General features: G+C 56.9%; 12 protein-coding genes and 1 pseudogene. 5 read left to right on the forward strand and 8 right to left on the reverse strand.

Features of this window, described 5'->3' with window-relative positions; genetic code table 11:
- The first annotated feature begins 7 nt into the window (after nucleotides 1–7).
- Nucleotides 8–1,432: an NAD-dependent succinate-semialdehyde dehydrogenase gene (locus E2L05_RS12740; RefSeq protein ID WP_133343286.1), complete on the forward strand. Its 1,425-nt coding sequence runs from the start codon at nucleotides 8–10 to the stop codon at nucleotides 1,430–1,432.
- A 9-nt stretch (nucleotides 1,433–1,441) separates the two neighbouring features.
- Nucleotides 1,442–2,329 carry a 2-oxo acid dehydrogenase subunit E2 gene (locus tag E2L05_RS12745; protein ID WP_133343287.1) on the forward strand — a complete coding sequence of 296 codons (888 nt, stop codon included), beginning with the start codon at nucleotides 1,442–1,444 and terminating at the stop codon, nucleotides 2,327–2,329.
- Between the two features lie 86 nt (nucleotides 2,330–2,415).
- On the opposite strand, the gene E2L05_RS12750 is transcribed toward E2L05_RS12745, so the two are convergent.
- The 3 genes from E2L05_RS12750 to E2L05_RS12760 all read right to left on the reverse strand — a co-directional run bounded on the left by E2L05_RS12750 (nucleotide 2,416) and on the right by E2L05_RS12760 (nucleotide 4,915).
- Nucleotides 2,416–3,183: a hypothetical protein gene (locus tag E2L05_RS12750; protein ID WP_133343288.1), complete on the reverse strand. Its 768-nt coding sequence runs from the start codon at nucleotides 3,181–3,183 to the stop codon at nucleotides 2,416–2,418.
- Nucleotides 3,184–3,463: 280 nt separating this feature from the next.
- Nucleotides 3,464–4,228, reverse strand: a complete 765-nt coding sequence (gene pssA / locus E2L05_RS12755) for a CDP-diacylglycerol--serine O-phosphatidyltransferase (RefSeq protein ID WP_133343289.1) — start codon at nucleotides 4,226–4,228, stop codon at nucleotides 3,464–3,466.
- 3 nt (nucleotides 4,229–4,231) lie between these two features.
- A complete protein-coding gene (locus E2L05_RS12760; RefSeq protein WP_133343290.1) occupies nucleotides 4,232–4,915 on the reverse strand; it encodes a phosphatidylserine decarboxylase in 684 nt (227 codons plus the stop codon).
- Between the two features lie 813 nt (nucleotides 4,916–5,728).
- On the opposite strand from E2L05_RS12760, the gene E2L05_RS12765 reads away from it, so the two are divergent.
- Nucleotides 5,729–6,676: a glutathione S-transferase family protein gene (locus E2L05_RS12765; protein WP_133343291.1), complete on the forward strand. Its 948-nt coding sequence runs from the start codon at nucleotides 5,729–5,731 to the stop codon at nucleotides 6,674–6,676.
- A 137-nt stretch (nucleotides 6,677–6,813) separates the two neighbouring features.
- Here E2L05_RS12765 and E2L05_RS12770 read toward each other — a convergent pair whose 3' ends face one another.
- The 5 genes from E2L05_RS12770 to phnD all read right to left on the reverse strand — a co-directional run bounded on the left by E2L05_RS12770 (nucleotide 6,814) and on the right by phnD (nucleotide 11,166).
- On the reverse strand, nucleotides 6,814–7,707 hold the full coding sequence (locus E2L05_RS12770) for an HAD-IIA family hydrolase (protein WP_133343292.1): 894 nt from the start codon (nucleotides 7,705–7,707) through the stop codon (nucleotides 6,814–6,816).
- Between the two features lie 12 nt (nucleotides 7,708–7,719).
- On the reverse strand, nucleotides 7,720–8,535 hold the full coding sequence (gene phnE, locus E2L05_RS12775) for a phosphonate ABC transporter, permease protein PhnE (protein ID WP_133343293.1): 816 nt from the start codon (nucleotides 8,533–8,535) through the stop codon (nucleotides 7,720–7,722).
- The gene (gene phnE, locus E2L05_RS12780) at nucleotides 8,535–9,344 is read right to left on the reverse strand and encodes a phosphonate ABC transporter, permease protein PhnE (RefSeq protein ID WP_133343294.1); all 810 of its coding nucleotides are present in this window, start codon (nucleotides 9,342–9,344) and stop codon (nucleotides 8,535–8,537) included. Before phnE (E2L05_RS12780) ends, phnE (E2L05_RS12775) begins: the two co-directional genes overlap by 1 nt.
- Nucleotides 9,341–10,126: a phosphonate ABC transporter ATP-binding protein gene (gene phnC, locus E2L05_RS12785; RefSeq protein WP_133343295.1), complete on the reverse strand. Its 786-nt coding sequence runs from the start codon at nucleotides 10,124–10,126 to the stop codon at nucleotides 9,341–9,343. The genes phnE (E2L05_RS12780) and phnC overlap by 4 nt, the downstream gene beginning before the upstream one ends.
- A 65-nt stretch (nucleotides 10,127–10,191) precedes the next feature.
- Nucleotides 10,192–11,166, reverse strand: a complete 975-nt coding sequence (phnD, locus tag E2L05_RS12790) for a phosphate/phosphite/phosphonate ABC transporter substrate-binding protein (RefSeq protein ID WP_133343296.1) — start codon at nucleotides 11,164–11,166, stop codon at nucleotides 10,192–10,194.
- Nucleotides 11,167–11,515: 349 nt separating this feature from the next.
- Between phnD and E2L05_RS12795 the strand changes: the two genes are divergently transcribed.
- Both E2L05_RS12795 and E2L05_RS12800 read left to right on the forward strand, forming a co-directional pair.
- Complete coding sequence (locus E2L05_RS12795; RefSeq protein ID WP_133343297.1) at nucleotides 11,516–12,691, forward strand: MalY/PatB family protein; 1,176 nt, start codon at nucleotides 11,516–11,518, stop codon at nucleotides 12,689–12,691.
- Between the two features lie 400 nt (nucleotides 12,692–13,091).
- Nucleotides 13,092–14,102: pseudogene (locus E2L05_RS12800) on the forward strand (type I secretion system permease/ATPase); the annotation flags it as partial.

Consider the following 14,102-nt stretch of genomic DNA (forward strand, 5'->3'; position numbering starts at 1 on the left):
GACGATCATGGATTTCACCGACCTTTACATAGACGGGGCATGGCATAAGACCGCAGAGCGGTTTGATGTCATCAACCCAGCCACAGAAGCGGTGCTCGCATCGGTGGCGTCCGCGGATATTGCCGACGCTGATGCCGCGCTTGATGCCGCCGAAGCCGCAATGGCCGAATGGGCCGCACGCACACCGCGCGCGCGATCCGAAGTGCTGCGCCGCGCCTGGGAATTGATGACCGCCCGGCTGGACGAGTTTGCGCACATCATAACACTTGAAAATGGCAAGGCCCGTGCCGACGCCATGGGCGAGGCAACCTATGCCGCCGAGTTCTTCCGCTGGTTCGCGGAAGAAGCCGTGCGCGCCGATGGGATGATCACTCACGCCCCTGCTTCCGGTGCGCGCATCGTGGTGCAGCATAAGCCCGCCGGACTTGCGGTGTTGATAACGCCCTGGAACTATCCAGCCGCGATGGGCACCCGCAAAATTGCCCCGGCATTGGCCGCAGGGTGCGGGGTGATCATAAAGCCCGCCTCGGAAACGCCCCTGACGATGCTGGCCCTGATGCCGCTTTTGGAAGAGGCCGGGGTCCCGAAGGGGTTGGTCAACGTGTTGCCATCCAGAAGGACCGGCGCATTGGTCGATCATATGCTGCATGATCCGCGCGTGCGGGTGGTGAGCTTTACGGGCTCCACCGGTGTGGGGCGCAAGCTTCTGAAGTCCGCAGCAGATCAAGTTCTCAAACCCGCGATGGAGCTTGGCGGCAATGCGCCCGTTGTTGTTCTTGAGGATGCAGATATCGAAACGGCAGTCGCTGGAACGATGCTGGCCAAAATGCGTAATTTGGGAGAGGCCTGTACTGCGGCCAACAGGATTTATGTGCACGAAGCGATTGCCCCCGATTTCATACGCCGCCTGACGGAAGAAATGGCGGCGTTGAACGTCGGTGACGGTACCGATCCATCAATCGATGTTGGCCCGCTGGTCAATGCGGACACGCGCGACAAGGTCGCCGCGTTTGTGGCAGATGCCGTCGCAAAAGGGGCGCGCGTGGAATGCGGCGGTGTCGTACCGGAAGGACCGGGGTTCTTCTATCCGCCGACAGTCTTGTCTGGCGTGCCCGAAACCGCCGAGTGTGTGCAGGACGAAATCTTCGGCCCAGTTGCGGCGATCCAGACCTTTACCGACCAAGATGACGTTATCCGGCGGGCGAACAATACGGAATACGGGCTGGTTGCGTATGTGTTCAGCGAAGATTTCAAACGCGCTTTGCAGGTTTGCGAACGACTGGATTACGGCATGGTCGGGCTCAACAGGGGGCTGGTCAGCGACCCGGCCGCACCCTTTGGCGGCACAAAACAATCGGGGCTTGGGCGCGAAGGCGGCCACGAGGGAATGCTGGAATTCATGGAAACCCAATATATTTCGGCCAGTTGGTAGGAGACGCGGATGACTGACATTATAGCAAGCCCATCGACCCGCCGCCTCGCGCGCGAAAAGGGCATTGATTTGGTCGCGTTGGCCCAGCAGTTGGGGCGCACGACGCTTGCACCTGAAGACTTCGCACTGCCCGCGCAATACGTGGCTGCATCGCCCGCCGGGGCTGACACATCATTTTGGGATGTGGACCACGCCCAATTTGGCGAGGTCACCGAGGAACCGATGAGCCGGATAGCACAGGTTGCCGCGCGCAATCTTGCAGCGGCGCAAGCCCTGATCCCGGCTGTGACGCATCATGACAGCGCCGATGTGACGGCGATCGAAGCTCTGCGCAATGCATGGGGGGCCGAGGTTGCGCAGGGCGGTGTGAAACTGACCGCGCTTGCGTTTCATGTGATGGCCTTGGCCCGATGCCTGCGCGCATTTCCCAAGTTCAACGCCTCGTTGACGGCAGATGGTCAGACCTTGGTCCTGAAACATTATGTCCATATCGGGATCGCGGTTGATACCCCTCATGGCCTTGTTGTTCCGGTGATCCGCGATGCTGACAGAAAGGGTCTGGTGCAGATCGCGCGTGACATCGTTGATCTCGCGCGCCGTGCCCAAGCCCGAAAGGTGGGTCCGGCCGAAATGGGCGGCGCCTCCATGACGATTACAAATCTTGGCGGGATCGGCGGCAGCGGGTTCACACCGATCGTCAACCCGCCGGAAGTTGCCATTCTGGGGATAACGCGCACGCAGGTGGACACAGTTTGGGAAAACGGCACACCCCGCCCGGTTCCTAAGGTGCCGCTCGACCTGAGCTATGATCACAGGGTGATCAACGGGGCCGATGCGGCAAGGTTCCTTGCCCAGTATTGCCGAATGATTGCTGAGCCGCGGCATCTTTTGATTTGATCACGGCTCAAGGCGGTCACTGCACGCCTAACCTGAACTTGCCAACCACAAGACGGGCGAATGGTGTGTAGGGGAACGTATGTGTTTCAGAACATCATGCAATCGGCACCGGGGCTTAGCGGCGGCGCACCGTCCGGCAAGGTTGGCGTATAATCGAACGTGACGATCTCTGCCCCGCTATCGAAGGCAACGAACAACTGGTTCGAACCGGGTCTGATCGCGATCCCTTCAGGGTCTGTGCCGAACTCCAGCAAGCTGACTTGCGCAAGCAACTCACCGGCTGCGGTAAATTCATAAAGGCTGTTGGATCCTTCCCAATCATCCACGATCAACAGGTGGCCTGTGCGTGGGTCGATGGCGATACCTTGTGCTTCGCTGAGTGGTGGTGACAGCGTCATCGTGTTGATTTGCTCCATCAATTTGCCACTGGCATCAAACCACGACAGCCGCTCTGGGTCGTCCTCGACGGTGACCAACGCCCCGTTTGCCGACACAGCAATGCCTTCGGTATCGGCCCATTCGCCTTCAAGTTCGAACGGCGCGCCCAAGGCTTCCCCGTCTTTGCTCAAACGCTGCATGCCGCCAAAGCCATCGCCAACGATAAGGTGGTCGCCCTCTATGGCGATTGCCTTTATCCGAAACAGATCGCTGCTGATGCGCCGCAACTCGTCACCGTGAAGGGTCACAAGCACGGCCTCGGGGCCTTCGTTGGCTATCCACAATCCGCAAAAGGTCGGGTCATATTCCAAGCTGGCCGGTCTGTTGAGCTGATAGCGTCCCGTTTCTTGCAGGTCCAACGCCGAGGAAACACACGGGGCGGCGCATGCCAAAAACAAAATGGATTTTCCCAGCATTCGAAGCCCCGCCAATTTCCAAAAGGATGACATGAACAAAATCTGTGAGGCGCGGCAAAAAGCGGCGCTTACTTTAATGAGTGTGAGCCGTTTGGCCGCGAAGTCAACGTCCGCGACGTAAGGGGTCGTTCTGCACTGCGGTGCCGCGAAGAATGGAATATCTACGAATTGGCTGGGCGGCAGATATCGCGGCGTTGAGGTTCTTGTCCCGTACTATCACGCTACCGGCAAAATTCAGTGCAAGCTGACACGGCGCTCCCCGTTTGCCGAGGACTGGTCCCTAGCCCAGAAACGACCCACGGGCGCGGATCAGCGCAACAAGCACCAGCACCAGATAGGCGGCACTGATCAGCACAAGAAACAGCCATGGCCGCGTAAAGATCAGCCCAATCACAATGGCAGTGGCGCACAGAATGACCGGAATAAGTCGGCGCTGTACTCTGACCGCTTTCGGCGATGGGGTCTTGAGTTTCGAGATCATCAAGAGCCCCACAAATGCAAGCCAGATCGAAACAGCCACCGCCCCGTCACCAGAGTTGATGATGCCGGACAAGGACAAAAAGACCGGCATCAGCCCCAAGCAGGCCCCTGCTGGCGCAGGGACGCCGGTAAAGTGCAGTTTAGGTCCGGAAACAGCATTGTCATTGCCCGCAGTCACATTGAACCGCGCCAACCTGAGGCATGTAGCCGCCACAAAGATCAGGGCGAACATCCAGCCAAATGCGCCCAAATCGGTCAGGTGGACCTGATACACGATAATCGCTGGGGCGACGCCGAAGCACAGGAAGTCAGACAGAGAGTCGAGTTGCGCGCCCATGGGCGACTCGGCTTTCAAACGCCGTGCGGCCAGCCCGTCAAAAAAGTCGGCGATCCCAGCCATCAGAATGAGCGTGACAGCCATCGCAAAGCGATCTTCGATGGCGAACCTGATCGCCGTGAGGCCAAGGCTCATCCCGATCAGCGTGATCATGTTCGGGAGCAGCATCAGGATAGGCACAGCAGCTTGGTCGCCGCGCGCACCGCGTTTAGGGGTCAGACCGACCATGCTTTACGCCTCTTCCGTTGCGCCAGCCAAATCCGCAATCACAGTCTCGCCTGCCACCATCGTCTGGCCGATCCGGACAAGCGGCGTAACACCGTCGGGCAGGTATATATCCAATCTAGAGCCAAACCGGATCAGCCCAAAGCGGTCGCCGCGCGCCATTTCATCGCCCTCTTTGGACCAGCACAGGATGCGGCGGGCGACCAACCCTGCGATCTGCACCACGCCATATCGCCGACCGTCAGGAAGCGCGATAGCAAGACCATTGCGTTCGTTATCAGCAGAAGCTTTGTCGAGCGATGCATTCAGGAACTTGCCCGGCGTGTAGGCGATTGTGTCGATCCGACCTGCCGCTGGAAGACGATTCACATGGCAATTGAAGACCGACATGAAAACAGAAATTCGCAGCAGTTCAGTCTCACCAAGCCCCAGTTCGGCCGGCGGCACTGCTGGCTCAAGCAGGGAGACGATACCATCCGCAGGCGAGACCATTACACTATCGCGGGTTGGGACCACCCGTTCGGGATCTCGAAAAAAGTAATAAACCCAAACCGTCAGACCAACGCCGATCCAACCCAAAGGGGACCACAGGATGAACAAGACAGCCGTGATAGCCGCGGAAATGGCAACAAAGCGTCGTCCTTCCGGATGCATCGGTTTTACAAAAGTGGAAAGCATGGAAACGGACATGTGACCCCGTGGTGTTTATCTGAACTGACGTGAAGCTGCGGTCGGGGGATGAAACTGATCCCGGTGCCGGATGGCTTGGGTACGTAACAACTTGCCTTCTACCCAATGCCGAGGCGAACCGCAATCCGCAGGGGTTTCAAGGGCACCTTCGGTCACGTTGGACGCCGGGGGTGAGCCTTGAGGAGCGGTGGCCAGATTAGGTGTGATGACGGTAACAGCAGCCGTCGACAAGACGCCATAACTTCGCGATGCGGCGGGGTTGCAAGCCCTATTCTTTTGAGAAACTTCTAGCCGATTGCGCGCCGACCTATCCCGAGGTGGGGATCCTTTTTGGGAAATCAAAATGGTAGTTAATGAAGGACAGAAACAGCAACACAAAGCACAACGGAGCGTCCCAATGCCTAGCAAAAATGATCAGAGCCAGCCACGTCAAACCGCGCCTTCGCTGAACCGCCGCCCAAGCCCGGCACCCGTCAAAACTTATGAATTCACAGATTGGGCCATGATCTGAGCGCGGCTTCCCGGTCTCCAGAACTCCTGAAGGTGCGGCAGCAGCGGTATTTGCCGAACCCAGCGATAGATATGCCGGCATATGCGTGTCAGCACGGCACGCATCCATTTCGATCCTTTCGAAATCGTTCTCATATTATCGCAAAATAGCCCACACCAAGAAGTCCAAGCATTTCCATAATTCCGACACGGTAACGGCACGCCGACCCGCAAAGTCATATTTGTCATTTGCCTTACAAACGTTATGCATACATCAAGAAAGTCCTTGGAACTCCTCGACTAGACTAACGGAAAGTTCGCTGCATGACCCACGCCTCGCCTGAGATCATTCTGCACAATTACCCTCAATCCCCTGTTGCTGAAAAAGCGCGGGTCGCTTTTGGAATCAAGGGCTTGTCTTGGCGCGATGTGGAAATTCCAAGGCTCGCTCCGAAGCCGATGCTGACAAAACTGACTGGCGGCTATCGCCGCACACCGGTCATGCAAATCGGCGCCGACATTTATTGTGACACTCAATGCATCCTTCATGAATTGGAGCGGCGTTTTCCATCGCCGACGTTCTTTCCCACGTCAGATGCGGGCCTGATTTGGGCTCTCAGCCGATGGACAGACGGCACCATGTTTGATCTGGCGGTGAAAATCGTTCTCGGTTCAGCCGGAGAGGACCTTCCCAAGGACTTCGCAGAAGACCGTGGCCGCCTGTATCTTGGCCCTGACTGGGCGGCGGGATTAAAGGCTGCAAACGCGGACTTGCCACATCTGGCAGCGCAGATGCGCGGGCCATTGCACTGGGTGAATGGACAATTGTCTGATGGCCGCAGGTTCGTTCTGGGCGCTGATCCGGCTGCAATTGATGCGCAGCTCTTTCATTTAGTGTGGTTTCTTCGCGGGCGCTGGAACAACGGACCTGTGTTTCTGTCAGAGTTTGCGCATTTGGAACGGTGGGAAAAGAATGTCGCGGACATCGGTCACGGAACGGCTGTCAGTATGTCGCCTGAGGATGCGATCCGTGCGGCGACCCAAAGTGAACCTGATGCTGTCCCGTCCGTTGATGCACTTGATCCACAAGGGTTGAAGGCGGGAATGAGGGTTGTTGTATCGCCTGATCTTGATGGCGGCGAGCAACCCGTAGAAGGCGCGGTCTTCGCGGCCGATCACAATTCCATCACGATTCACCGACAAGACCCCGACGTTGGTAACCTCTGTGTTCACTTCCCGAGGATCGGATACAGGGTGACGATCGTCGATTGAAACGCAGAGTGCCGTGACTTTAGTGCCGGTGCTGATGCCCGCCCCTACGACGACAACCGTCGTAGGGCGGTGTCTGACGCAGTGCCCGGCAGTGGTATTGGCTTTCCCTCACCTACTGGGTTGCCGTGCCCCATCCCCTATGGCCGCACTAGAATGAAGTCCGGAAATATACTCGATTGACGAATGGCTTCGTTTTCATCCGCCTGAGAAAAGAACCCGAAATTGGCAATCAGCGCCGTTTTCAGCCCTGCCACCTGCCCCCCTAATATATCTGTGTGCAGACTGTCCCCGACCATAACGATCCGCGATCGCACAGGCGTATCTAGTCGCGCGAATGCCAGGTCATAGATGTTTGCAAACGGTTTGCCGAAGAACTGCGGTTGCACGCCCGTGCGGTCCGCAAGGCGATGCGCAAAGTACCCCGGTTCAACCGAAAACCCGGACTCTCGCGGCGCAACGATATCTGGGTTGCCCACGTAGACCGGCCGCGGCGCTGCCTGAAGTGACGCTTCCAAAAGGGCTTGCCTCTGTTCTGTCCAGACCGCGCTGCCGATCAGAAGAAAGGCATCCACAGCGTCATAGGTGGCGCGGTCTTCGGCAAGGTATGTCGCGTTGATTTGGTCTAGGTCCGCGCGCCCAAGGCTTTCCGTGGCCATGAGGCCCCAATGTTTGTCTGGCTCGGACGCAAGGGCATGCAACACTGCCTTACGGCTCGTTATCACGTCGTCCGGATCGAAGTTGTACCCAAGTTTCTTGTACTTCTCCATTAAATTTGCATGTGGAAAGCCGGCCGCGTTTGACACCACCAACACACGTTTGCCCGCTTTTTGCAGCCGTGCCACCCGGTCCGGTACGCCTGAAATTGCGGTTTCGCCGATGTTCAGAACCCCAAAGGCATCCAGCAAGAACGTGTCCACATCCGGCGCGATTGCATCCAGATCAGGCGCGCGCTGACAGGCCCCACCGGCGAGAGCCGTTGGAAGCCGATGCCGGATGCGTTCATAGGCTGCAAAGGCCTCGTCACTGTTCAAAATTCAGACACCCTAGATTATCGCGCCGCGCACTTTTGCAGACACCCATTCTGAAATGATCACTGCGGCCAAGATCACCAGCAGGATCAGCGACACCTGAGGCCATGCAAGCACGTTGAGAGAGGACGACAGTTGCAACCCAATTCCGCCTGCGCCGACCAGCCCAAGCACCGTGCTTTCGCGGATGTTGATATCCCAACGGAAGACGGCAATGCCGGCGAATGCGGGTAAAATCTGTGGCACGATCCCGTAAGCCATGACCTGCCAGCGCGATGCGCCTGTGGCGGTTATGGCTTCGACCTGCGTTTCGTCGATTTCCTCGATGGCTTCGTAGAGAAGCTTTGCACAAAAGCCGATTGACCTAATTGCAATGGCGATCACGCCTGCAAAGACCCCTGGGCCGATGATCGCGATCAACAGCAAGGCCCAGATCAACGAATTGATCGACCGGGTCGACACAATGATCAACAGGGCGATGGGGCGCACAACATACTTTGAAGGCGTTGTATTTCGCGCCGCAAGAAAGGCAATCGGCACAGCCATTATCAATGCCAAAATCGTTCCGAGCGTGGCGATGTTCAGCGTATCCCAGATCGGTTTGCCCAACTGGGTAATGTACTCCCAGCGGGGCGGTGTTGCGCGGGTCCAGATATCGTTGGCAATACGCGGCGCATCCCACACAAAAAACCAAGTGGTCGAGGCGGAAATCTGTTGCCAGCAATAGGCGAAAACAGCAACGCCGATGAGCCACATGACCCAATGCAAAAGGCTTTCGCGACCGGTGCGGCGCTGCCAGACCTGTCGCCCTTTCAAGTCCCGAACCGGCATTACTGCACCCTTTCGCGGATGATGCCCGACAGGTACTCAAGCGCCATGACAATAACGATGATGACAAGCAGGATCGCTGCCGCTGTATCATACTCGTACCTGTCAAACGCCGTGTTCAGCGTGGCCCCGATGCCGCCAGCGCCGACAAGGCCCAAAATTGCACTCTCGCGAAAATTGATGTCCAGGCGATAGATTGAAAGTCCAATCAGTCGCGGCATTACTTGTGGCTGAACGCCATAATTGATCCACTGGGCCCATTTCGCGCCAGAGGCTTTGATCGCCTCGGCCTGAACCCGATCCATGCTTTCGATATCTTCGGCCAGCAACTTGGACAGAAAGCCAATGGTCGCAAAGCTGAGTGTCAAAAAGCCGGCCAGCGGGCCAAAGCCAAAGATGGCGACAAGAAGGATCGCCACGATAATCTCCTGCAACGCGCGACTGACGGCAATTATGGACCGACAGATCAAGTAGACGGGCAAAGGCGCGATATTCCGCGCAGCCCCCAAAGCGATAGGGATCGAGATGACGATCCCAACAACAGACGAGGCAACAGTCATGATGATGCTCTCGATCATGCCGTCCCAGATGTCACCAGAGCGAGATGCGAAGTCCGGGTTGGCAAAAGCCAGTATGAACTGCTTTCCGCGCTCCAGACCTTCGTAGACGCGCGCCCAATTGACCTCGATCGTCAAATAGGCGGCGATCAGATAGGCCACAAACCCAAGGACCATTGCCCAGCGAAGCCATGCGCGTTTTACAAATGGCGGTTTCTTCCAAGGTCTGCCGACAAGCTCGTTCAACTCGCTCATGCCAACGCCTCGTCTTCATCCACCTTTTCGATCGTCGCTTCCCAGTCCTCTTCACCGTAGATTGTTGTCAGCACTTCGGGCGTTAAACCCTCTGGCAGCCCATCGAACTCGACAGCCCCAAAGCGCAACCCGATCACGCGCTGCACGAACATCTGCGCCAACGCCACATCATGGATGTTGATGATCGCGGCCAACCCGCGTTCTTTGCACAGCTCGCAGATCAATCTCATGATCTGGCGCGAGGTTTTGGGATCAAGCGACGCCGTCGGCTCGTCAACCAACAGAAGAGCTGGATCTTGAATGAGGGCGCGGCAAATGCCAACCCGCTGCCTTTGGCCGCCAGACAATTCGTCCGCACGCTTATCTGCCATGTGTGCCAGACCAACCCGGTCCAAAAGGCGAAAGGCTTCATCTACGTCGGATTGTGGGTATTTTCGAAGAAAGCTGCGCCAGAAACCAACATAGCCCAAACGGCCGGACAGGACGTTTTCCATAACGGTCAGGCGTTCGACCAGAGCATATTCCTGAAAGATCATGCCCATTCGCCTGCGTTGCCGACGCAGCGCACTCATGGACAAACGGGTCAGATCAACATCGCCCAGAAACACACTGCCCGATGTCGGTTCAACCAGCCGATTGATGCATCGGATGAGCGTGGATTTCCCAGCCCCCGACGGGCCGATCAACGCCAGAACTTGACCCTCTGGTACGTTCAGATCAACGGCCTTCAATGCCTGATCGCCTGTTTTATAAGTCTTCACAAGCTTCTCAAGCCGCAGCATGAAAGCCTCCCCACCTCAAGTTTTTTTATGGAAAAGGTGGGTCCGAAGACCCACCAAATCAGTGTTTATTCGCAGGAATAGCTGACACCGTTTGCCGCATCAATCTTGCGGATCACGTCCCAGAATTCTTTGTAGGTCATTGGAAGAAACTGACCTTCATTTGACTTCTCGAATTCCGCCTGAAGCGAAGTGCCTTCCCATTCGAAGTTGAAAAACGCATTGCGGATCTTTTCTTTCAACTCTGGGGTCAGGTTGTGCGCCGTGCCAAAGCCCGTGGTTGGGAATGTCTGCGACTTGTAGATCGTCACGACCTGATCCTCGGTAATGACATCACGGCTTAGCATCCGGGACTTCACCGAGTTCGCAATAGAGGCTGCCATGTAATCCTTGTTGGCGACCCCCAGGATGGAGTTGTCATGCTTGCCCGAATAAACCGGCTCAAAATCCCGATCGGGCAGCATGTCAAAATCGCCCTTCAGGATCGCGCTTGGCGCTTTGAAACCTGAATTTGATGTCGGCGATGTAAAGGCCAGTTGTTTGCCTTTGATGTCCTCGACCTTTTCAATGCCAGAGCCGGGATAAGTTATAATCTCCATCTCGTAGCCAAAATTGCCGTCCTTTGACGCCATGATGGTGAACGGATTGAAACCAGCGCAGTTTACGGCCAGCGGGTTTGATCCGGTATTGAAGCCCGCGATGTGCAGACGCCCGGACCGCATCGCTTCGATCTGGGCTGCGTTATTCTGCACGGGGAAAAACAGAACCGATTTCCCTGTTTCGGCTTCCAAGTGCGTTAGAAAATCAGACCAAGCTTCCTTATAGACCGCAGGGTCTTCGACGGGGGTATAAGCAAAGACCAACGTGTCAGGGTCAACCAGATCGGCGGGGTCTGTTGGTGTATCTGCAATCAGATCACCATCAACGTCACAAAAGCGATCATCAAGATCACCGCGCGGACAGTCTTGTGCGGCGGCTGGACCTGCCAGTGCGAAAGCGCAAAGAACGGCTGCGCCAGACAAAAGTTTGTTCATTGTTTTCATTTGTATTTCCTCCCGGTGAGGCAGGCTAACCGCGGCAGACGGAAAGACAAGCATTTTCTAACGCGCCTGATTTTTTAGCTTCTGCCGCTGGATAACACTTAATAATGAAGCGCCGGTGCGCTGCTGTGTATCATTATATCTAAAAACGCACGCATCTTGACGCGGCGCGGGTCTCAGATCTTTTCTTGCTGCCGCAAATCTACTGGAGGATACGACATGACACCCGGTCACGGCCCCATGTCTATGGACGGAACTGCGCCTGCAACTGGTGACAACGGTGGCCGGGATCAACATCAATTTGGAAAGTTTCGATTGCGCCTTTCCAACGATCTTTTGAAAGGATCTGCTGATGTCTGAGTTCGATTTCGATACGTGTATCGACCGCCGCGAAGTACCCGCCCTGAAACATCATCCCATCGTCTTGGGAAAGGATGGGATGAACCTGTTTCCGGCGGGCGTCGCTGACATGGATTTCCGGGTGGCCCCCTGCATAACAGCGGCGATGCAAAATCGAGTCGCGCACGGTGTTTTCGGGTATGAAACCGTGCCAGATGGCCTGATGCCTGCCTTGACCTCTTGGTTGCAGGGGCGGCACGGGTGGTCGGTGGATCCAAATCACGTCCTGCGCGCCCCGAATGTGCTTAACGCACTCGCCATGGCGGTCAATGCGTTCACCGGTCCTGGCGACGGCATCATCGTTCAGCCGCCCGTGTTCTTCGACTTCGCAGACATCATCTCTGACAATGGCAGATGCGTGGTCGAAAACCCGCTGATCTTGCGCGATGGCCGGTACGAAATGGATTTCGACGGGCTGGAGCGTGTTGCCGCCGACGCCAAGACGCGCATGATCTTTTTGTGCAACCCTCACAATCCAATCGGACGTGTCTGGACCCATGAAGAACTCTTGCGTCTCGCAGAGATAACGCGCCGCCATGACGTTTTGGTGGTCTCTGATGAAATACACGGCGATCTGACATTTCCGGGGCACAGCTACACGCCCTTTGCGTCACTCTCCGAAGCGGACGCCCGCAATTCGATCACTTGCTTATCGCCAGCAAAAAGTTTCAACATTGCGGCGTGCTGTTCCGCGTTTACGATTGTTCCTGACGCGACCCGGCGTGCAGCTTTGCAGGCTGAGAACAGCCGCCTGACTGTGAACAAGAACAATGCTTTTGCGTCTGTCGCGATGGAAGCGGCCTATTGCCATGCAGGGCCGTGGCTGGATGCGGCTCTGGCGTATGTGCAAGGCAATCTTGACCTCGTCAGGATGCGGCTCGCCCAGATGCCCGAGGTCGATTTGATTGAGCCAGAGGGCACCTTTCTTGTGTGGTTGGACTTTCGGCGACTGGAGTTGGCACCCGATGCGCTGACCTCTTTTTTAAGGCAAGATGCCGGGTGGGCCATCACGCGAGGGATTGCCTTCGGACAGCAAGGCGCGGGCTTCGCTCGCCTTAACATCGCCTGCCCCCGAAATAGTTTGTCCAGTGCATTTGACGCTCTAAAACAAGCGCTTAGCGAACGATAAAGAGAAACGTGCGCGTCTTTGGCACTGGACGCAAGCCATGCAACGTTCCGAGAAATGCCTGCATGTGCTCCTTAGCTCCGAGCAAAGTATGTGTTGAGTTGGAATGGCGCGGGCGGCGTTCACTCGACGATTGGGGCGGAAGCCCTTTCGAAAGCGGATGAATTGAACTGATCACCAGGTGTTGGCAACCAAAGCCCTTCGCAGGCCACCCATCCTATACTTTCGCTATAACTGGCACTTACCTATTCCTGTGACCATACCTCCAAAAGTTAGCTAACCATCCAAATGCGCATCACAGACTGACGTAATTGGAAATGCTCTCAACCCATGGCAGATGTTACAAAGTTCTTAGCCGCTATTTGGCGCCTGTTGCCTTGGTCATTTCGGATGGGGACTATTTATGTCGCTTTCTCAACCGGTCTTTACGCCAGATATATCTGGAGGTCCGTCTTTGGCGAGCGGGCGGGGTCGGCCGCCGTCGACTTTGCTTGGGGCGATCGGCGAGATGAAGGGCACGCTGACGGCCGTGTTTCTGTTCAGCTTCTTCATAAACCTGCTGATGCTGACGGGCCCGCTGTTCATGCTTCAGGTTTATGACCGCGTTCTGGGCAGCCAGTCGCCGGAAACCCTTGTCACCCTGTTTGTGCTTGTCTGCTTCCTGTTTGGCTGCCTTTACATGCTCGACACGGTGCGCGGCATGATCATGGTGCGCTGCGCTGCGCGCTTCCGTCGGCGGATGGAAGATCGCGTTCACATCGTTGGCCGCGAACATGTCAGCCACGGGCAGGACTGGGGCCCCACCACGGCCATGGGGGAACTTGACGGGATCCAGCGGTTGATGGCGTCGCCCGTCACACTGGCCTTGTTCGATCTGCCCTGGATGCCGTTCTATTTTGGGCTCTTGTTCGTCTTTCACCCCATGATGGGCTGGCTTGGCCTTGTCGCAGCGGCCATCATCACGGGCCTTGCCATGATCAAGCGCCTGATCACACGCCGCCCGACCTGGTACGCAAGCAGGGCCAAAGGACGCTGGTCAAAAGCGCTGCAAGCCGCAGAAGATTCTGGCAGTGCGCAGCGCATGCTTGGGCTGGAAGACGGGTTTGACAACCGTTGGCTCAAGTTCCGCGCTACCTCCCTGAGAAATCAGGTGCAAGCCGACGAGCGCGCCTGGATGCTGCTGTGTGCTGCACGAACCTTTCGGATCTTCCTGCAATCCGCGATGCTGGCCGTCGGGGCGCACCTGGTCCTGATCGGCGATCTGACCAGCGGCGCGATGATCGCCGGATCGATCCTGCTGGGCAAAGCGCTCGGGCCGCTCGAAGCGGTTGTGAACAACGTGACCAACCTGCAGACGACCCTCGCCGGCGCCCGCCGCCTGGAACGGAACCTGTCCCGCTCGTCGGCCGATCTG

The organism is Meridianimarinicoccus aquatilis (assembly GCF_004358675.1).
Lineage (GTDB): Bacteria > Pseudomonadota > Alphaproteobacteria > Rhodobacterales > Rhodobacteraceae > Meridianimarinicoccus > Meridianimarinicoccus aquatilis.